Source organism: Micromonospora salmantinae (assembly GCF_022230905.1).
Lineage (GTDB): Bacteria > Actinomycetota > Actinomycetes > Mycobacteriales > Micromonosporaceae > Micromonospora > Micromonospora salmantinae.
Window position 1 is genome coordinate 379,502 of record NZ_JAKKFG010000023.1, and the last position, 19,071, is coordinate 398,572.

The 19,071-nt window shown below is 67.3% G+C and carries 14 protein-coding genes; 4 read left to right on the forward strand and 10 right to left on the reverse strand.

Annotated elements, in window-relative coordinates:
• Positions 1-93: 93 nt before the first annotated feature.
• The 4 genes from PSH03_RS20080 to PSH03_RS20095 all read right to left on the reverse strand — a co-directional run bounded on the left by PSH03_RS20080 (position 94) and on the right by PSH03_RS20095 (position 8,200).
• Complete coding sequence (locus PSH03_RS20080) at positions 94-3,303, reverse strand: type I restriction endonuclease subunit R (RefSeq protein ID WP_372494822.1); 3,210 nt, start codon at positions 3,301-3,303, stop codon at positions 94-96.
• 31 nt (positions 3,304-3,334) lie between these two features.
• Complete coding sequence (locus PSH03_RS20085; RefSeq protein ID WP_238690046.1) at positions 3,335-4,534, reverse strand: restriction endonuclease subunit S; 1,200 nt, start codon at positions 4,532-4,534, stop codon at positions 3,335-3,337.
• Positions 4,527-6,098 carry a class I SAM-dependent DNA methyltransferase gene (locus tag PSH03_RS20090; protein WP_238690047.1) on the reverse strand — a complete coding sequence of 524 codons (1,572 nt, stop codon included), beginning with the start codon at positions 6,096-6,098 and terminating at the stop codon, positions 4,527-4,529. Before PSH03_RS20090 ends, PSH03_RS20085 begins: the two co-directional genes overlap by 8 nt.
• Positions 6,099-6,163: 65 nt before the next feature.
• On the reverse strand, positions 6,164-8,200 hold the full coding sequence (locus PSH03_RS20095) for an SAM-dependent DNA methyltransferase (RefSeq protein ID WP_238690048.1): 2,037 nt from the start codon (positions 8,198-8,200) through the stop codon (positions 6,164-6,166).
• A gap of 264 nt (positions 8,201-8,464) precedes the next feature.
• On the opposite strand from PSH03_RS20095, the gene PSH03_RS20100 reads away from it, so the two are divergent.
• Complete coding sequence (locus PSH03_RS20100; protein WP_238690049.1) at positions 8,465-8,989, forward strand: hypothetical protein; 525 nt, start codon at positions 8,465-8,467, stop codon at positions 8,987-8,989.
• 277 nt (positions 8,990-9,266) lie between these two features.
• Positions 9,267-14,789, forward strand: coding sequence for a DUF3320 domain-containing protein (locus tag PSH03_RS20105; RefSeq protein WP_238690050.1), 5,523 nt, complete (start codon positions 9,267-9,269; stop codon positions 14,787-14,789).
• Between the two features lie 95 nt (positions 14,790-14,884).
• Here PSH03_RS20105 and PSH03_RS20110 read toward each other — a convergent pair whose 3' ends face one another.
• Complete coding sequence (locus tag PSH03_RS20110; RefSeq protein ID WP_238690051.1) at positions 14,885-15,076, reverse strand: DUF397 domain-containing protein; 192 nt, start codon at positions 15,074-15,076, stop codon at positions 14,885-14,887.
• The gene (locus PSH03_RS20115) at positions 15,069-15,956 is read right to left on the reverse strand and encodes a helix-turn-helix domain-containing protein (RefSeq protein WP_238690052.1); all 888 of its coding nucleotides are present in this window, start codon (positions 15,954-15,956) and stop codon (positions 15,069-15,071) included. Before PSH03_RS20115 ends, PSH03_RS20110 begins: the two co-directional genes overlap by 8 nt.
• Positions 15,957-16,183: 227 nt before the next feature.
• Between PSH03_RS20115 and PSH03_RS20120 the strand changes: the two genes are divergently transcribed.
• Both PSH03_RS20120 and PSH03_RS20125 read left to right on the forward strand, forming a co-directional pair.
• Complete coding sequence (locus PSH03_RS20120; RefSeq protein WP_238690053.1) at positions 16,184-16,486, forward strand: DivIVA domain-containing protein; 303 nt, start codon at positions 16,184-16,186, stop codon at positions 16,484-16,486.
• Entirely contained in the window at positions 16,483-16,734 is a 252-nt protein-coding gene (locus tag PSH03_RS20125) for a hypothetical protein (RefSeq protein WP_238690054.1), read from the forward strand. The genes PSH03_RS20120 and PSH03_RS20125 overlap by 4 nt, the downstream gene beginning before the upstream one ends.
• A 64-nt stretch (positions 16,735-16,798) precedes the next feature.
• Here PSH03_RS20125 and PSH03_RS20130 read toward each other — a convergent pair whose 3' ends face one another.
• From PSH03_RS20130 to PSH03_RS20145, 4 genes are read right to left on the reverse strand one after another with little or no spacing between them, the layout of a single operon-like run.
• Positions 16,799-16,996, reverse strand: coding sequence for a DUF4926 domain-containing protein (locus PSH03_RS20130; protein WP_238690055.1), 198 nt, complete (start codon positions 16,994-16,996; stop codon positions 16,799-16,801).
• A gap of 1 nt (position 16,997) precedes the next feature.
• On the reverse strand, positions 16,998-18,158 hold the full coding sequence (locus tag PSH03_RS20135; protein WP_238690056.1) for a WXG100 family type VII secretion target: 1,161 nt from the start codon (positions 18,156-18,158) through the stop codon (positions 16,998-17,000).
• Entirely contained in the window at positions 18,155-18,523 is a 369-nt protein-coding gene (locus PSH03_RS20140; protein ID WP_238690057.1) for a type VII secretion target, read from the reverse strand. Before PSH03_RS20140 ends, PSH03_RS20135 begins: the two co-directional genes overlap by 4 nt.
• Complete coding sequence (locus PSH03_RS20145) at positions 18,510-18,953, reverse strand: YbaB/EbfC family DNA-binding protein (RefSeq protein WP_238690058.1); 444 nt, start codon at positions 18,951-18,953, stop codon at positions 18,510-18,512. Before PSH03_RS20145 ends, PSH03_RS20140 begins: the two co-directional genes overlap by 14 nt.
• Positions 18,954-19,071 lie beyond the last annotated feature (118 nt).

Here is a 19,071-nt window from a genome sequence, read left to right on the forward strand (position 1 = left end):
GACCTCTCGCAAGTAGGAGATGCAGGCCTCGTCGGCGAACAGGGATCCCGAGCTGTCGACCCATGGCGCCTCCTTTCGTCCGAACCGATGTCGCTACCTCTTAGGTGCTCCGGGTGACCACTCGTTGACGAAGGTCTCCATCTGGCGGATGACCAGGTCGACCGCGGCGCGCTCATGGTCCGGCGGGTAGTCATAGCGGGCCAGCAGCCGGCGGATGTGACTGCGAAGCTTGGCGCGTACCGGCTCGCGGGAAAACCAGTCCACTGTGATCGACGACTGGATCGATTTCACCAGCTCTCGTGCGATCTCCGCGAGGGTGCCGACGCCCATGAGTTCCGTAGCCGCTCCGTTCTGGGCGACGGCGTCGTAGAAGGCCAGTTCGGCGTGATTCAGCGGAGGGTCGAACTGGTGGCCACGCCGAGCGTCGGCGGACACCTGCTTGGCCAGCTCGACCAGCTCGACGATCAGCTGCGCGCTGGTCAGCTGCTGACGCATGTAGCGGTTCATCAGGTCTTCGAGCTGGGCCGAGAAGCTTTCCTGACGAACCACGTTGTGCTTGGTGACCTCACGCATCTTTCGCTCGATCAGCCGCCGCAGCGCTGCGGCGGCGAGGTGCGGGGTCTCCGAGTTCTGCAGGCGCTCCAACGCCACCCCGTTGAGCTCGGTGATGTCGAGCTTGCCGAGGCCCGCCTCCTCGTAGATATCGGTGATGTCGGCGGCGTCGACCACCTCGGCGGCGAGCTGGGACAGGTAGCGTTCCACCTCGGCCGTGTTGGGCAGGCCTTTGGCCTCCCGGTCAGCGGCCTCCTCCTTGACGATCCAGACCCGGACGTCGCGGAAGTAGTGGATGTCGCGGCGCATCCGCTGTATGTCGCCCGCACGGTCGACGAAGTCGCGGCTGGTCGCACAGAGCGTGTAGAACCGTTCCAGCCGGCCCGCTGAATCACGAAAACGCCGGTGCAGCGGCTTCATGCCGGGTTCGACGTCATTGCCGGGGGTCCGCGGGTTGCGCAGGAAGTTGGCGGCCTTCTTCACCGCCCGGCGCCAGCGCGTCGGGTCCTTCTCGTCGTCCAGGATCTCCCGCCACTTGACCGGGGCCAGCATGGCCTCGAGGACGGCGATCTCGTTGTGCACCTCACTGATGGCACGCTCGATCTCGCGGCCGAGGGTCTGGTCCTCCTGGTCGCTGGGCGTGTACTCGGTGAGCGCCTTGCGCAGGTTCTCGGTCAGCGGGGCATAGCCGACGAGCAGGCCGTCCTGCTTCTCCCGGAACCGGCGGTTGACCCGGGCGAGCGCCTGCATCAGGTTGGCGCCCTTCATCGGCCGGTCCATATAGATGGTGTGGATCGGCGGCGCGTCGTAGCCGGTGAGCAGCATCGAGTGCACGATCAGCAGCTCCAGCTCGTCGTCCGGGTCCTTGGCGCGGGCCTGGACGCTCTTCTGTTGCGACGGGCGCAGGTGGTGCGGGCGCAGCACCTCCTTGTCGCTGGGCTCCCCATGGAAGACAATCTTCATCTTGCCTTTGTCGACGGCGGAGTCCGCCCAGTCGGGCCGCAGCTCCTTGAGGGCGTCGAAGACGCGGACGCAGATCTCCCGGGTCGCGCAGACGAGCATCGCCTTGCCCGGTCCGCCGAGCTGCGGCGGCATCAGCTCGCGCCGCTTCTCCCAGTGCTCGACGAGGTCCTTCGCGAGGGTCTCGACCCGGTCGGGGGCACCGTAGACGGTGTTCATGGTGGCCGCGTACGCCTCAGCCTTGCGCCGCTCCGCGTCGTCCAGGCTGGCGGTGAGCTGCTCCACCTGCTCGTCGATGCTGTCCGGATCGAGGTTCGGCGGCAGCGACACCGGAATGATCCGCGGCTCGTGGTAGACCCGCACGGTCGCCTCGTCGTCGACGGCACGTTTGAGGTCGTACACGTCGATGTAGTCACCGAAGACGGCGCGGGTGTTCACCTCTGCGGTGGCGATCGGGGTGCCGGTGAAGGCGATGAACGTGGCGTGCGGCAGCGCGTCGCGCAGGTGCCGGGCGTAGCCGTCCAGGCTGTCGTAGTGGCTGCGATGCGCCTCGTCGACGATCACCAGGATGTTGCGCCGGTCGGAAAGGAGCGGATGCGGCCTGCCGGCGTCCCTTTCTTCCTTCGTACGCCCGAACTTCTGCAACGTGGTGAAGATGATGCCGCCGGCGTTCCGGTTCGAGAGCCTGTCCCGCAGTTCGGCGCGGGTTTCGGCCTGCTCCGGCTCCTGGCCCAGCAGCGTCTGGCTGTCGAGGAACGTGTCGAAGAGCTGGTCGTCGAGGTCGTTGCGGTCAGTGAGCACTACGATGGTCGGGTTCTTCAGAGCGGGGTGGCGAGCGGTCATCGCCGCCGTGCAGACCATCTCCTCGGACTTGCCGGAGCCCTGGGTGTGCCAGACGACGCCCGCCTTCCCGTCGCTCTGCGACGCCCGCACAATGCACTCGACGGCCCGGATGACCGCAAAGTGTTGGTGGGCCTTCGCGATCCGTTTCGCCTTTGACGTGAAGTTGACGAAGCCGCCGGTGAGTTCCAGGAAACGCCGCTGGTTGAACAGGCCGTAGAGGGCGACGATCAGCGCTTCCGGGCCGTCGTAGTCCGGCGAGGTGGTGTCAACGCGTTCGCCCTCGTCGTCGATGTTCCACGGCGCGAAGTGCTCGTACGGGGTGAACGGGGTGCCGTACTTCGCTGTGACTCCGTCGGAGACCAAGCACAGAACGGTGTGCCGGAAGGCGACCGGGAACTCCGCGAGGTACGCCTGAAGTTGGGCGTGCGCGCCCGTCAGGGTGGCGTTCTCGTCGGCGGCGTTTTTCAGTTCGACGATCGCGACCGGCAGACCGTTGAGGTACAGCACAATGTCGAACCGGCGCCGGAAGTCGCCGTCGACGATCGTGACCTGGTTGATCGCCCGGTAGACGTTGCGGCCGAGGTCGTCCAGGTCGGCCAGGCGCACGGTGGGGTTGTGCTCGGCACCGAATGCGTCGGTGTACGTGATCGAGCGGATGCCGTGGACCAGCCGTTCGTGCGCCGCCCGGTTCTCAGCGAACGCCTCCCGGGAGGCCACGTCGGTGGCGGCCCGGACCGCGTCGGCGACCGCCGTGGGCGGCAGGTCGGCGTTGAGCCGCTCGATCGCGGACCGTAGGTCCTCGACGAGCACCAGATCGGACCAAGCCTGCCGCTGCCCCGACCCCGGCGCGAAATCCTTCCCGGCACCCGGCTCCCACCCGAGCTCACCGAGCTGATCCAGCGCCAGCGCCTCCCAGTCCGCCTCGCTCATCCACCCGCCCGCACCCATCACAACCCCTCCCCGTGAACCGTTGACTTTCCTAAACCGCTGCTTCGACAACCTGCTCGGCGTCCCTGACCCGCAACCGCCCGGACATCAACTCCGGCAATAGGGTGTCTCGCAACTTGGCAAGGGTTGCGTTCTCGGCTGTGGCCGCCGCAGCCCTTTGGTGTAGTGGGATGGCCTTCCCTGCAAATTCTTTGCGCGCGGCTGGTGTCGGCAGTCGAACGCCAATGGCCTTGAAGTTCTTTCTGCTCAGCTCGAGGAATGTGGATCCATTCGCCAAACTGCGCATCTCGTCAACCCGATCCCGCATCTCGTGGAACAACCACATCGCAAGCTCTTCATCGGGTGTGACCACCACGATAAAACCTTGATTTACAGCCGTTGGTGCCTGCGGAAACGCGAACGCCCCGATAGTAGCCCGCGACGTCATGAAGATTGAGCCAGCGGGGTACAACACCGATGCGCAGTTGTCGAGTCCCGCATCCGTGATCCTCCGGCTCGTGCCGAAGAGATATGGAGCTCCTAGCGCTGTCACGTCCGACGGAGTCGCCCAAGCGATGTCGCCTTCCCAGTACTCCGGAACTTTGGTGCTTGGCGTCCCACCTCCACCCACCTGAGCGATAGAGCCGAAAGTCTCCGGCCCGGTGGGGACTTCTTCCACTGCACGGTTGAATTGTGCATCAGCGAGCGCTATCGAACACCCGGCGATGCGGTCGTTGACCGCAATCTTTTCATCGAGCGCGCCCAGGATTTGTGCGATTTTCTGCTGTTCGCGGTAATCCGCTGCCGGTATGCGAACCTTCACGAGCTCGGACTGGCGGATCCCGAGCACGGTTGTCCCAGTAGACCGTCCGATCAGTTGGTCCTGCACGTAAGAAGTCTGCAGTGAATAAAAGAGATACTGGCTGTCGAGAACGCCGGGCTTACCGCGAAGTCCGAAGACCCGCTGTCCCAGCACATACCTGCCGTTGTCGGGAATCAGGGCGGAACGGCCCAATGGCGCCTCCGACGTGAGGATGACGTCATGGCGTTTGGTTGGCACGCGCATCCACTTTTCATACATCTCATCGCTGACGCATCGGGCCTGCGAAAGATCTATTGAACCGCCTTTGACTAGAAGGGCAGAGATAACCTTGGCGCCCTTCTCTGTGAAATCGCCACCCATCTTTTTGGGCGTCTTGCCGCGGTGGTCGATGAGGGCCTCCAACGCATCGCCTAAAGTCAGCTCAAACATCCAAGTTCCCAACCTGGTTGCGAACGAGGGCTTCAAGGCGGCTGGACTCGTCGAAGTGGGCGTACAGCTCCTTAGTGAGACGCTCGATGCGGTCGGCGAGCGGCTCGGCATCCGGGTCCTCTTGAGCTTCGGCAGCGCCCACGTAGCGGCCAGGGGTGAGGACGTGGTCGTGGGCGGCTACCTCGTCGAGCTTCGCGGAGTAGCAGAAGCCGGGCACGTCCTCGTACGTCTGGCCCTTGGTCTTGGCGGACCTGGTGCCGCGCCAGGCGTGGTAGGTGTCGGCGATCTCGGCGATGTCGTCGTCGGTGAGGACACGCTCGGTGCGGTCAACCATGGTGCCGAGAGCGCGAGCGTCGATGAAGAGGATCTCGTGGCGCCGGTCGGTCAGCGCCTTCGCGCCCTGCGGGGTTTTGTCCTTGGTCAAGAACCAGAGGCAGGCGGGGATCGCGGTGGTGCGGAACAGATTCGGCGGGAGGGCGACCATGCAGGCCACCACATCCGCCTCGACCATCGCGCGGCGGATCTCACCCTCGCCGGACTGCTTGGAGGACATCGAGCCGTTGGCGAGGACGACGCCCGCACTGCCACGGTCGCCGAGCTTGAAGAGGATGTGCTGGAGCCAGGCGTAGTTGGCGTTGCTCTGCGGCGGCGTCCCGTAGCGCCAGCGCGGGTCACCCACCCTGCGCGCCCAGTCGCTCATGTTGAACGGCGGGTTGGCCATGACGAAGTCGACCCGCCGGTCCGGGTGCTTGTCGTCGGCGAACGTGTCGGCCCACCGGTCACCGATGCCGACCGGGTCCATGCCATGGATGGCGAGGTTCATCTTCGCCAGCCGCCAGGTGCGTTCGTTGGCCTCCTGCCCGTAGACGGCGATGTCGTGGGCGTGGTCGCGGCCGGCGCGGGCCTCGACGAACTTCTTGGACTGTACGAACATGCCGCCGGACCCGCAGCACGGGTCGTAGACGCGGCCCTCATAGGGCTCCAGCACCTCGACAAGAATTCGCACCACGCTGGACGGGGTGTAGAACTCACCGGCTCGCTTGCCCTCGGCGCGGGCGAAGCGCTCCAGGAAGTACTCGTACGTCTCGCCGAGGACGTCCTGTGCCTTCCGGTCGCCGTGGCCGGTGAAGCGGGCGTCGCTGATCAGGTCGACGAGTTCCTTGAGACGCTTCTGGTCGACGTTGTCCCGGTTGAAGATCTTCGGGAGGACGCCGGTCAGCGCCGGGTTCTCCCGCATGATCACGTCCATGGCGTCATCGAGCAGCTCGCCGACGCCGCTGGGCGCGTTCTCCACCAGGTAGTCCCAGCGGGCGTTCTCCGGAACCCAGAAGACGTTGGCGCTGGTGTACTCGTCACGTTCGTCGAGGAACTCGGCGCGACGGTTCTCCGGGATGTCGGAGAGGCTGTCGGCGATCTGGTCGCGGCGCTCGGCGAACGCGTCGGAGACGTACTTGAGGAAGACCAGGCCGAGGACGAACTCCTTGTACTGCGCGGCGTCCATGGAGCCGCGCAGCTTGTCGGCGGCCTTCCACAGGATGTCCTGGATCTGCTTGGTACTGGACATGCCGGGCAGTTCGCCCTGTCCGTTCGCACGTTTGCGTGGGGGCACTGTGTGTTCCGTTCTCTCGTTCAGGAGTTCGTACCGTACAGAGTGGTGAGGGTGCCGTCGGCGAAGCCGGTTACGGCGAGTTCGCGCAGTTCGGCGAGGAGGCCGGCCTGCCGTTGCAGTAGGCGCTCACGTTCGTCGAGGCGGCGCAGCACGTTGTCCAGACGAGCCGCCTCGTCCCGGCTCAGGTCGGGAATCGTCACGTCGCGCAGCCGGGGGCCGCGCACTGCGCCTGGGCTACGTGCGGTGTTGCGGGCGGTGTCCAGCAGCGCCTTCAGCACCCGCGGCGTGAGGGCGTCGCCGGGGGAGATGCGCAGACCGCGGGCCGGGAACTCGATCACCGAAAAGCCGCCCTCGTCGAGGAAGACACCGAACTGAGGCACCGTGGTAACTACGAGGTCACCCGGTTCCGTGAGGGAGACGTGCGGGTATTCGGCGGCGAGCGTTAGCCGGTCCATCCAGCGCTTCGACGATTGCGCGCCGACCTCCGCGGCGCCGATGACCCGATGGTGGCCGCGCGGCCTGACGTGCTCGGGTAACAGGCGGTGCCCCGGGAGAAGACGGACCCGGCGAGCCGTGCGCAGTCCGCCGAGGGAGAGCTCCCTCGGCCAGGTTCCGTCGCGCTGCACCGCCCCGGTGTTCAGGGCACCGTGCTGTTCGGCGTACCGAATGGTCTCTTGCTCGGCGTCGGCGAGACGGCGCTCGACCTCGCCGATCAGCGCGGGTCGATCGGCGGCCTGCCGGGAACGCAGGGTCACCGAGGCTGGGCCTGGCGGTCGCAGCGCCGCGCCGCGGCGCAGGTCGAGGGCGTCGAGCGGGACTACCAGGCCCGTTCGGGGGTCGTGGCCGTCACGCCGGTGTCCCTCGGCGCGCCACAACAGAATGTCCTCGGCCGCGGTCTCCACGACGCGCTGATCGAGGGCACCTCCGCTGAGGTCGGCCAGCAGTAGGCGGCCCTGGGTATCCGGGACGGGATCGCGAGTCAGCGTCCAGAGCGCGACGGAGTGGCCGGGGCGGGCGGGAAAGGCGCCGCCGGGCAGCCGCACCACGGCCTCGACGAGGCCACTGGTGAGGAGGTTCGCCCGCTTGGTGATCGCGTCGGCGTCACGTAGCGCGTCGACCAGACTCGCGGCAGGGCCGACCACGACGGCGGTGCATCCGGGGCCGAGTCGATCGGCGATGTCGCTGATCCTGGCGAGATCCTCGGCCGTGTCGCAGAGCTCGGCGGGCTGGTAGGGAAGCCTGGTGACGATTACGTTCACGTCGGCGAACTCGTCGTTCAGGTCGTCCGGGAGCACCGCGAAGTTGAACTCGGGCACGCCAGCCAGCAGCAGGCGGCGGCGGACCAGACGGGCCAACTCCGGCTCCGGCTGCGCGGCGTTGAAACTCAACGCTTCCGGCTCCTGATCGACCAGCAGCGCGGCGAGGAGATCGCCGGCGCATGCGTACGGGTCGCCAACCGTGAGGTGGCCGCCGGCGCGCAACCGGCCCGGCACGTCGGCGGCGAACCGGATCAGCGTGACCAGGTGGGGAGTGAGCCCGTCGGCGGCCAGTTCCGGCCAACCGAAGCGAGCACAATTGCCGAGCAGGAACTGGTACGCCCGGCTCGCCTCGTAGGCACCCTCGATCAGATGCTCGACCATCCCCGGCAGATCGGCCAACGCCGGGGCTTCCCGCAGGTTGGTGAGCAGGAACTCGTCATCGGGGTCCAGACGCTCGGCCAGCGGCAGCGGGTCGGCCGGCAATGGCCGTCCGGCCAGGTGACGCAGGCAGAGGGCGGCGCCCAGAGACAGCACCAGGCGGCGACCGCCGTGCTCCCGGGCGTACGCGGTCAAGGTGTGCATCGCGCGCTCGGCGCGCAAGCTGTCGGCGTCGGCGTTGCCGAGCTGGCGGTCCAGCAGCCAGGTGAGGACGGCATCGGAGGGGAAGAGCGGCTGACCGCTGCTGCCGGGGATTGGGGCGGGGAAGTCGGGGTGTCGGCGCCGCCAGGTCGTCACCACCGGGCGCTCAACCTGTGCCAACAGGGCGATCTCGCCGTATGACATCAGCTCAGTGGCCATGCTCTCACCTCCTCCGCGACAAGGAGGCTAACTGTAGTCGTGATGATCGTCGTAGTCGACGGTGCTGCTTGATAACCCTCCTTATCAATTACCTGCTTCCGTTCCGCGCACGGATGGTGTGTTCTAGTCCGGCCAGTGGCTGCCGTGGCTCGTCCGCGGTGTGGTTACCTTCGCCGACTTGGCGCGGAAGCCCTCACTGAGCATCAGGAGCAGCAAGACCAAGATCAGCACCAAACTAACCGAGATCGAATGGCAGGGCTGACTGTGCAGTACTTCGTGGGCACCTACGGGCGGGCCGACCGCTCGTGGCTCGACAAGCAACCCGAGATGAAGCGACACTTCAAGGAAGATCCGCAGGTCTGGCTCGCGGTCCTCCCCTATGACGTGGCGTTGCGTGATGTGGAGCTGATCAAGGCGGTCGTAGAGCCGAAGACGCTGGGGGAGGTGCGCCGGTCACCGCTCGCGCTTCCACTGGTCAAGACCCTGTTCGATGATCGGGCGGCCATGGACGGTGACCCGGCGTTCAGCGAGCTGGGGGACGAGGTCCCGTTCGATTGGTATGACGATCTCGGTCTCTTCTGGCGGCCGGACCCACGATTGCGTACGGCGGAACTGGCGCCGCCCAGCCTGCTCGCTACGTTCGGCCGGGCAGACCGTGCGTATGGCATGGATTACGAACCGGCGACCTGGTTGCCGCTCGACGACCAGGTCGCCATCGAGGCGGCGCTTCGCGAGCTGGGGCACGAGATCGCCTACGACGGCACCCTTCTGGACCGCTACCTGGCGTGAGCCGGTCAGGGAGCCGTGAACTGGCGGCGCATCAAGATCACCCGGACGGCCGAGTGTGGGGCAGCGGTGTCACCTCTACGGTCGAACGGATCTTCATGAACGATGACATCGCTCTTCTCCGGCACGACGACCGATGCGCGGGATCGCGGCTGAGGGCATTTATGGCCTGCCCGATCGTTCGTCGGTCGGCGTCTAGTTGGGCCGCAGATGGAGTGTTCAGCTTCTCGACGAGCGCCTCATCAGCGGCGCGGTAACAAGACCTGGCTCGTGTAGTTGGATGGAGAAACCTGAAATGGGCGGAATCGTCGGCACGACCGAGGACCTTCCGGCGCAGGATCGGCTGCTGCAGGCGACCATCCGTCAATGGCGTGACAGTCTCATCAACCTCTCCGGCACGAACCGGCTTCTCAACTTCCGACCGAGCAAGTCGGGGGCGGTCCGGGTGCTCGATCCGGCCGCCGCAGAGGTCCTGGCCGGTCTGAGCGCCGGCCGTTACTTCCGGTTCCATCCCGCGGAGGAGACCGGCGACGAGTCCGAGGGGACGTCGACCGGAGCGGGTCGCGCTCTCCCCGCGGTGGAACTCGACACGCCGGGCAAGGGCCTCCGGGTCGATGTCCTCCGCACGGACAAGCCGGTCAGTGATCTGAGTTCGGCACTTCGCAACCTCATGCGTCGGTCGAACCAGGAGTTCCTGGACCGAGGCCTGTGGATCCTTTATCTCGCCTTCGGCTCGCTCACCTGGACCGACGGTGACAAGACGCGATACACCAGTCCGCTGCTGCTCGTTCCGGTCCGGCTCGTTCCGACCGGGGCGCGGCAGCTGCCCTTGCTGCAACGTGCGGATGAAGACCCAGTCGTCAACCCGGCGCTGACGCTCAAGCTCAACCAGCTCATGGTCACATTGCCGGCCGTCGACGACCTCGAGGACGTCGCCTATGTCGACTTCCTGGCCGACGCGCGGGCCGCCGTTGCCGAGCACGCCGGCTGGCGGATCAACGACGAGGTCACGCTCTCCTATTTCTCGTTCGCGAAGGAGGCGATGTACCGCGACCTGCTCGACAACGAGGCGTCTGTCGCCGGACATCCGGTGATCCAGGCGCTGGCGACAGGTGGGCGAGGCTCGGGAGGCGCCGGCTTCCTCTTCGAAGAGCTGACCGACGATCGGATCGACCGGGACATGCCGGCGGAGCAGATCCCGCTGGTGCTCGATGCTGACTCCTCGCAGCGGGCCAGCGTCGCCGCCGCGCTGGCAGGCCGCTCGTTCGTCATGGACGGCCCACCCGGAACCGGAAAGTCGCAGACTATCGCGAACATGGTCGGCGCACTGCTGCACGCCGGTAAGCGGGTGCTGTTCGTTTCCGAGAAGGCCGCAGCGCTCGAAGTGGTACGAAACCGGCTCCATGACGTGGGGCTCAGCGCCTACCTGCTGGAGCTGCATTCGCACAAGGCGACGCGAAAGGAGGTCGCGTCGGCGCTGGGGCAGGCATTGGAGACCGTTCCGGTTGCCCCGAGCGGGATGAACGACATCGATCTGGACAACGCTCGGCGCCGCCGCGAGGAGCTGAACGCGTACGCCGAAGCCATGAACGTGCTGCGGGCGCCGCTCAACTACTCGCTGCACGACGTCCTCGGCATGATCGCCACCTTGCACGACGTGCCTGCGGCTCCGATGAGCGGCATCGCACCGGTCGATCTGACCGTCGAGATGTTCGGCACCGTGCGAGCCACCGCTGCGGCGCTGGCCAGGGCCTGGCGCCCCGCTTCTCAGGGACGCTCTTTCGCCTGGCGTGGTATCACGCATCGCGGCTCCCTGGACGCGCGTCTCTACGCAGCGGATTCCGCGCTCGACGCGTTGGCCGGCGTCACCGCAGCCCACCCGCAACTGGCCGCCGCGTTCGACGTCAGCCGGCTGTGTCAGGCGTCCGATCTTGCGCGCATCGTCGCCCATCGCGCGGTACGGCCGGCCGGCGTGCCGCAGCAGTGGCTGACCGCTGCGGCGCTCGACTCGGCCAGGGAATCCGCGGATCGTCTCACCACGGAACTGCGGGAGCTCGCCGAACGGCAGGACGCAGCCAGCCGTGCCGCCGGGGTGTCCTGGTCCAACGTTCCCACTGCAGAAACCACGCCGGACCTCGACACCTCCGCGCTGGAAGACCTCACGGTCGCGCCACTGCACCTCGCGGGACTGACTTCGGAGCAGGCCACCGTGCTTGCCGACACATTCGCCCGCGACGCCGAGACACTGCAGGCCGCCAGCCGCTCGCTTACCGGGCTGGCCGTCATGCTCGGCCTGCCGCCCGTCGTGTCGTTCAACGACGCCGAGGCGACTCTGACGGTGGCGGGTCTCGGCGGCAGCGACATCCGTCCCGAGCGTGGATGGCTGACCGCCGAGGGCCATGCCGCAGCGACCCGCGCCGCGCAGACGCTCCAGCAGGCCATCGCCGCCCTGCTGGAGGCGGAGAAGGCAGCGGCAGCACACTACAACGAGGCTGCACTCGTGGCGGACGTCGAGGGACTGGCCCACCGCTTCACGCACGATCACCGGGGCATGAAGAAGCTCGGCGGCGCCTACCGCGCCGACAAGCGCGCTCTGGCGGCGTTCACCTGCACGGGCGTCAACTGGCAGTCAGCGCGCGACCAGTTGTCGTTGGCGATCGCCTGGAAGCAGGCCGCGAGCGCCCTCACCGAGGCGGAAACTCGGTATGCGAAGACTCTCGGCGCCTATTACGACGGCCGATCGGCCGACTTCGACCGGATCGACCGGGCGTTCGCCATCGCGGACACCGCGATCCGCCAGGCGCGCACCACCGACTTGCGGAAGCTAGCCGATCACATCGCTGTTGACGCCAGCCCCAACACCAGCGTCCTCACCGTCGCCGACGAGACGCGCGCGGGGCTGCAGGACTGGCAGTCGCGCTTGGCCCCGGAACCGCTGCCCGCCGCACGGCCGGAGCTCGCGTTGCTTTCCATCGCGGAGGCAGTCGAATGGCTGCGCACCCACCTGATCCCACTGCGGTCGGCGGCTGAGCTGGCCGGGGCGGTCAGCCAGGCGGTGGACCGACAGTTGACCGTCGCCGAGTCCCGCCGCCTGCTCGAGCTGCGTGCGTCCGTCGACGCCGCCTACACCACGCTCGCCGCTGCCGGCCACGCCTACTCGTCGATCCTGGGCGCGCTGTACGTCGGCGAGCGGACCGATCTGCCGTCGGTGCATACGGCACTGGACTGGGCCGCGCAGATGCGCGCCTGCACGAAGGGCTTCGACGAGCCCCTGACCCTCGGTCAGGCCGAGGCGCTGGAGAATATCGTCCCAACGCCCCAACTCGGAGACATCGAACGGCGGTGGGCCGGGGCGCGCGCCGACCTCCTGGCGGCCTTCGAGCCGGGCAGGCACGCGGAACTCGGCACCGAACTCGACGACTACGAGGAGGCGGGCGACCTCATCGCGGCCCTGCGCGAGGACAGTGCCGGACAGGACGAGTGGTTCGCGTATCAGAGCGCGCGCGCCGAACTCGTCGCCGTGGGACTCGAAACCGCCATCGACTTCTGCATCACCGAGGGCATCAGCGCCGAGCAGGTGCCGCTGGTTCTGGAGCGAGCACTGCTGCAGGAGTGGGCCGACCATCACTTGTATCAGGATGCGGCACTACGTGTCGTGCGGGCCGAGGATCGCGACTCGCTCGTGGCCGAGTACCGCGCCCTGGACCGGGGGCTCATCGCAGCGGCCACCTCGCGGATCATCACCGCGTGCAACGCGCGCCGGCCTCGCAATAACCTGGGTGAGTCGGGTGTCATCCGCCGCGAAGCTGGCAAGAAGAAGAAGCACATGCCGGTGCGGCTGCTGTTGGAGCGTACGCGTCACGTCACTCAGGCGATCAAGCCATGCTTCATGATGTCGCCGTTGGCAGTCAGTCAGTATCTTCCGTCCGACATGCGGTTCGACGTCGTCATCTTCGACGAGGCGAGTCAGGTTGCACCCGCCGACGCTGTCAACTGCATCTACCGAGGCGGCGCGCTGATCACGGCCGGTGACCAGAAGCAGCTCCCGCCGACCAGCTTCTTCACCGCCGGCGTCGCCGACGACAGCGACGAATGGGATGAGGAGGCCGAAGACGGTATCGACTTCGAGTCCGTTCTCGACCTCATGAAAGGTTCTGCGGAGTTCCGCGCGCTCACGCTGCGCTGGCATTACCGATCCCGGCACGAGGCGCTCATCGCCTTCTCGAACTCGTCGTTCTACAAGGGTGGCCTCATCACGTTCCCCGGCGCCGAGGACGTCGGGCCCGACGTGGGCGTGGAGTTGTTACATGCTGCCGGCACCTACCGGCGCGGCTCATCGCGTGACAATCCGGTCGAGGCAGCCAAGGTCGCCGAGCGGGTCATCCACCATTTCACCACCCGTCCGCACCTCACGCTCGGTGTGGTGAGCTTCTCCGAGGCGCAGGCCGCCGCAATCGAGCATGCCGTGGAACAGGCCCGCCAGGACCGCCCGGAATTGGACAAGTTCTTCACCGACGACCGGCTCGACGGCTTCTTCGTCAAGAATCTTGAATCGGTGCAGGGCGACGAGCGCGACGTGATGATCTTTTCGATCGGGTATGGCCCCGACGAGGCCGGCAAGACGACGATGAACTTCGGCCCGTTGAACCGGGCCGGTGGGTGGCGGCGTTTGAACGTGGCCATCACCCGGGCGCGCTTCCGCAACGAAGTCGTCGCCAGCGTGCGGGCATCCGACATCGTTGCCGCTGCCGGCAGTGAAGGGTTGCGGCATCTGCGCCGCTACCTGGACTATGCCGAGCGGGGCCTTGCGGCACTGGCGCTGGACACCAGCACCGGCGGTGATGCCGAATCACCGTTCGAGGAGTCGGTCATCTCCGTGATCCGCTCCTGGGGCTACGAGGTGACCTCGCAGGTCGGGGCCGCCGGCTACCGGATCGACATGGGGGTGCGTCATCCGGATCGGCCCGGCGTCTATGTGCTGGGCGTCGAGTGCGACGGGTTCCAGTATCACTCCTCCAAAGTTGCCCGGGACCGGGACCGGCTGCGTGATCAGGTGCTGCGTGGCCTCGGATGGCGACTGCACCGCATTTGGGGCACCGCTTGGTATCGCAACCGGCTCGGCGAGGAAGAGCGCCTGCGCGCCGTGATCGAGAAGGCCGTCGCCGCTCCGGTGCGTGGGCTTTTGTCCAGCCTGGAAGAGGCGATCGAGCGCCCCGCCATCACCATCGAGGCAGCGGCCCTCGACTTGCAGCCGACTTGGGTGACGCCGTACCGAACCGCGATGGTTGACCGCCTGCCGTACTGGGCGGATCCGGGCGAACGCGGAAGCGCGCATGCCATGCGGGCGGGCGTTGCCGAGGTCGCCGCAGTCGAAGGGCCGGTGCATATCACGGTCATGCACCAGAGGTTGCGCGAGTGCTGGGGCATTGGTCGGATCGGGTCGCGGATCCGGGACAACATCGATGCCGCGATCCGTCAGGCCGATCTCGATCGTGACGGGGATTTCGTGCGCGTGCCCGGCGCCGTCGTCAGCGAGGTCCGTAGCCCGGTCGACGCCTGCAGCCGCAGTGTGGAGCAGGTCCACGACGACGAGTTGGCGCTCGCGTTGACGAATCTCGTCCGGGACACGGGTGGCGTGGCCCGGGACGAGTTGAGTGCACACGTGGCCAAGCTGTACGGCTGGACCCGACGTGGACCGGACATCTCCCGGCGGCTTGAACTACTCATCGACCGCTTGGTCGCCGACAGCGTGCTCATCGCAAACGGTCACAGCTTGTCGACCGATCATCTCCCGCATACGTGAATGCATCGGCGCATCACGCCACGCGCTACGGCGACCTTGTGCGGGACGAGAGGGGACAGCGTCGACTTGCTGTAGATCCTGATCAGCGGGCGGAGTCAACTCCCCTTGGTCGCAGTGACGAAGGCGGACCAGTCCTCCGAGCTGAAGGTGAGGACAGGGCCAGTGTGGTCTTTGGAGTCGCGGACGGCCACGACGCCGGGGAGGTTGGTGGCGACCTCGACGCAGTCGCCGCCGTTGTCGCCGCTGCGGGTGCTTTTGCGCCAGACGGCGCCGGTCAGGTCAGTCATGCCGCATCTCCCCAGCGATCCGCTTGATCATGTCAGTCGATTCTGCCTCGCCGAGGGCCAACGCATCCAGCCCTCTCCACACCCGCTCGTAGGCAGCCAACTCGTCAGGCTTGTCGAGGTAGAGCGCCCCGGTCAACGACTCGCTGTAGACCACCGATGGCTCCGGCGCGGCACGGCCACCCTTGGTCGTCGGGAAGTCGAGGATCACAAACGACCCCGCAACCGCGCCGGGCTGAGGGCCTGCTGCCAGTGGCAGCACCCTGACGCTCACGTTCGGTAGCTCGGACAGCTTGGCGAGGTGAGCGAGCTGCTCGGTCATGACCGGCGAGCCGCCAACGCCACGCCGAAGCACCGCCTCAGACAGCACGGACTCAACCCTAGGAGCAGCCGGCAAGCGCCGAAAGAGCAACGCCTGCCGTTGTAGTCGGACCTGTACCGCCCGCTCGCGATCCTCCTCGCTCAGCATCCCGCCGAGGCGGTAGAGCGCGCGGGCGTACTCCTTGGTCTGCAGGATCCCAGGGATGAGCGACTCGTCATAACGGCGCAGGTGGGCGGCGGCGGATTCCAGGCCGACGTACAGCTCGAACCAGTTCGGCACCGCATCGCCGTACGCGTGCCACCAGCCCTTGGACTTCGTCTCCGCGGCGAGCCCGCGCATCGCCTCGGTCATCTCGGGCGACACCCCGTACAGGTCGCACATTGCCTTGACGTCGAGCACCCGGACCGAGCCCTGGCCGCATTCGAGGCGCCAGATCTTCTGTCGGCTGTATTCGAGGGCCTCCGCGGCGGCGTCGAGGGTCACCCCGGCCTCGTTGCGGAACTGTCGCAGCAGCCGGCCGAGTTGCCGACGCGGCACGGTCGATCCGATGTCTTCGGGCATTCGCACACTCCCTGGTTGCATCACGCAACACTGCGTGACCTGCTCCTGCAACTCCTACGGGTTCCAGCAAAGAAAGTCAATGCACAACAGCGAAATTGCGGTTTACAACGTTGCGTTTCCACTGCGGACTGTCGCAGGCTGGTCACAGCACGGCGGCCGGCCGGTCCCCCCGAACGGCCGCCGTGTTTCCCGAACACCCCTCGCCCCTCCGCATCAGGAAGGCAGGCATGAACGCCAAGAACCAGCGACCAGGGATGGCGAGCGGTGGCGCTACCTACCGCTCCGCCGCGTACACAAGTCTGCTGCCGTGGCAGGTCCGTGAGCGCCGCTTCGCACCAGTCGGGTTCGGACGTCGCGGTTTGAACCCCGACGACGTGTACGCCTTCCTCGACCGGGTCGCCGTCGACATGGCCGCCGTCTACGCCGCTCTCACCGAGAGCCGCCGCGAGACGGCCCGGATCAAGGCCGCGTTACGTCGCTGGCAGACCGATCAGGCCCGCGCCCGCAACGAGCGGGACCAGAGCCGATGAGTCAGCGGTACGTCATCCACCTGCCCGTCGTTGCCACCGACCTGTCCGCCGCGCAGCGCCTCGCCCGGGTCATCGGCCGCTGGATGCTGGTGCTGCCGATGGCCGACCCGGGCGAGACCACCGTCTCCGCGGAGGACCATCAGTTGCTCCGGCACCGGGTCTTCTGCGACCTGCGAATGCCCGGCGGTCGGCGCTGCCTCCTGCGCGACGGCCACGACGGCGACTGCTCCCGCCGCCTACGCCGCTGACCCGGCGTCTCCGGGCTGGTGAAGCATGATCGCGATCTGCGACGCTTCGTGGCGCACCGATCAACTACTCGCCTGGGTGTACTACCTGGTCGGCCCGGAGCGTGACCATTGCTGTGGTGCGACCATCGGGGTCGGCGAACTCGACCTCGTAGGAAGCCGGGGGGCCGTTGAAAATATGGACGACCGTTCCCACTGCCCCGGCAGGCAGGTGTTCTCCCGGAATGGCCTCTCGGAGCTCAACCACGTCGTACAGCTCCAACATGTCACCCTTCCTTGGGCGGGAACGAGATGGTCACCATTCGCGGTGAGGAGGACCCATTCTCCAGTATCCAGGCTGTGCGGACGACGACCGTGCCACCCGGCCCGGTCAGGGGTAGGTCGACGTTCCACCGCTGGCCGAACTCGTCGGCCTTGCCCAGCAAAGGCGTGCCAGCGACGACGCCTTCGCGGATCTGCTGCATGATCACGTCGGCGTCGTCCGGCCCGAGGCCGGTGGTGGAGTTGATAACGCGGTACTTGTTCTTGCCGACAGGGTGGTCCGGGTTCATGGCGTAGGCGGTGATCTTCCGTGCGTCGATCTCGGCTTTGGTGAAGTCCGGTCGTCCGGGATCGCCCGGAATCTTCGTGGGCTCGGGGCCATCCGGCTTCTGTTGGGTGGGCGGCTGCTCCTTGAGTCGCCCCAACACCTGCTTGAGCTTCTCGATCAGGTCGCCGAGCCGGCGCATCTCTGGAATCAACCGTCGCAGGCTGGCCAGCAGCCCGCGCAACAACCGCGCGATCCGCGCCCCCCAAGACGCCACCAAGGTCGTCACCTGCTCCACGACCAACGGCGCGGCCAGTCCACCGGTGATGAGAAGTTCGCCCGCGTACACGATGATGCGGGACACGCACGTGGCGATGGCGTCGCGGACCAGGAGTCGGACGGCTGCCACCAGGCCCGCGGCGCCTTCGGTGATCGCGGCCATGGTGTCAGCACCCTGGGCAAGGCCCGTGATGGCCTGCTGCTGTTCACTGGCCCAGGCTCGGTAGGCGGGCCCGGAACTGCCGCCCCAGCCGGCGACGTCGGTGCGGACGGCGCGTGCCAGTTCGGCGGCGTCGTCGCGGAGCGACTCGGCGACGTTGCGCCAGGTCTGCGCGTGTGCGGTGATCTGCGCCGGGTCGCCGGCGAGCCAGTCCAGCGCTTCGCTGAGGGGCTTGACGTGTTCGATGAGCCAGGCGATCCCGTACTGGAGCAGGGCGCCGACCGGGTCGGAGACGAAGGCGAGGGCGTCCAGGCCGGCGCTCACGACGCCGAGGCTGCCGTCGATCCAACTGCCGGTCCGGACACCCTGGGCGATGAGTTCGATGTCCTCGCAGATCCACACACCCGCCCAGGCGCTGGGCGGGGTGTCCGCAGCGGCGGCGACGAGCGGATTCGACGTCACGAGCGCTGCCGCACCCCGTCGAGCTGGTGCGGCTGCACCCCATCGAGCCCCTGCTGCCGCACCCTGTCGAGTAGCTGCTTGGCGTGGGCGTCGGAGCTTCGGTAGCGGTCGGCTCCGACCCGCAGCTTGCCGGCGGTGTCCCGTACCGACGCTGCGGCGGCGCCGATGCCGTCGACCAAGTTCCGTTGCAGGCCGTCGAGCAGCACCGGCATCATCGCGCAGAGTTGCCCGTAGGCGTCGGCGCCCAACCGGACGTGCTGGCCTGCCTGCTGAGCGGTGTCGAGGCTGCTGGCGCAGCGATCGAGGCGTGCGGCGTGGGCGGTCAGGTCGTCCGGGTCGACCTGGATGTCGTCACCGGCGGGCATCGTTCGATCCCTGGTCGGGTAGGAGCCGGCTGCGGTACGAGTCGATGATGGCCCGAGCGCTCGGGTCGTCACCCAATGACTGGGTGGCCGCGTCGCTGACCTTTCGAAGCAGGTCGGCGCGCGCGGCAGTGGTGGTCTCCAGGATCTGCCGAGCGGTGTGCGCCGCGGGTTGTTGCCGGACGCGCTCGTCGAGCCGTAGGTCGATCAGCAGGCCGGCCGAGTCGACGGTGACGTCGACAGTCCGAGCGGCGTTGTGGGCGGTGCCGGTCAGGTCCCGCATCGTCGCCGCCAGAGTCTTCGCTCGTGCCGCCCGCTCGGCGAGCGACGTTTCCCACTCGTCGAGCCGGCGCTCCGCCGCGTCGAGCGCAGCGTCGTCCGCCCACACGTCGACCCTCCCCAGGGGACCACTGCCGGCGGCAACCGGCGACATCACCGGCACGCTACCAACCAGTGGCGCTGCGTGCATGCCCCCTCGGGATGGGCGACAAGACCGGACCCCCTCTGCGCGATCTTGCACTTGCTGTCGCGACAAATGACGCAGTCCCGCA

Excerpts from the sequence above, each read along its gene's own strand:
- PSH03_RS20130 (WP_238690055.1), bottom strand. The coding sequence starts at position 16,996 with ATGTTGGAGCTGTACGACGTGGTTGAGCTCCGAGAGGCCATTCCGGGA.
- PSH03_RS20145 (WP_238690058.1), bottom strand. The coding sequence starts at position 18,953 with ATGTCGCCGGTTGCCGCCGGCAGTGGTCCCCTGGGGAGGGTCGACGTG.
- PSH03_RS20110 (WP_238690051.1), bottom strand. The coding sequence starts at position 15,076 with ATGACTGACCTGACCGGCGCCGTCTGGCGCAAAAGCACCCGCAGCGGC.
- PSH03_RS20115 (WP_238690052.1), bottom strand. The coding sequence starts at position 15,956 with ATGCCCGAAGACATCGGATCGACCGTGCCGCGTCGGCAACTCGGCCGG.
- PSH03_RS20140 (WP_238690057.1), bottom strand. The coding sequence starts at position 18,523 with ATGCCCGCCGGTGACGACATCCAGGTCGACCCGGACGACCTGACCGCC.
- PSH03_RS20085 (WP_238690046.1), bottom strand. The coding sequence starts at position 4,534 with ATGTTTGAGCTGACTTTAGGCGATGCGTTGGAGGCCCTCATCGACCAC.
- PSH03_RS20105 (WP_238690050.1), top strand. The coding sequence starts at position 9,267 with ATGGAGAAACCTGAAATGGGCGGAATCGTCGGCACGACCGAGGACCTT.
- PSH03_RS20080 (WP_372494822.1), bottom strand. The coding sequence starts at position 3,303 with ATGGGTGCGGGCGGGTGGATGAGCGAGGCGGACTGGGAGGCGCTGGCG.
- PSH03_RS20095 (WP_238690048.1), bottom strand. The coding sequence starts at position 8,200 with ATGGCCACTGAGCTGATGTCATACGGCGAGATCGCCCTGTTGGCACAG.
- PSH03_RS20090 (WP_238690047.1), bottom strand. The coding sequence starts at position 6,098 with ATGTCCAGTACCAAGCAGATCCAGGACATCCTGTGGAAGGCCGCCGAC.
- PSH03_RS20125 (WP_238690054.1), top strand. The coding sequence starts at position 16,483 with ATGAGTCAGCGGTACGTCATCCACCTGCCCGTCGTTGCCACCGACCTG.
- PSH03_RS20120 (WP_238690053.1), top strand. The coding sequence starts at position 16,184 with ATGAACGCCAAGAACCAGCGACCAGGGATGGCGAGCGGTGGCGCTACC.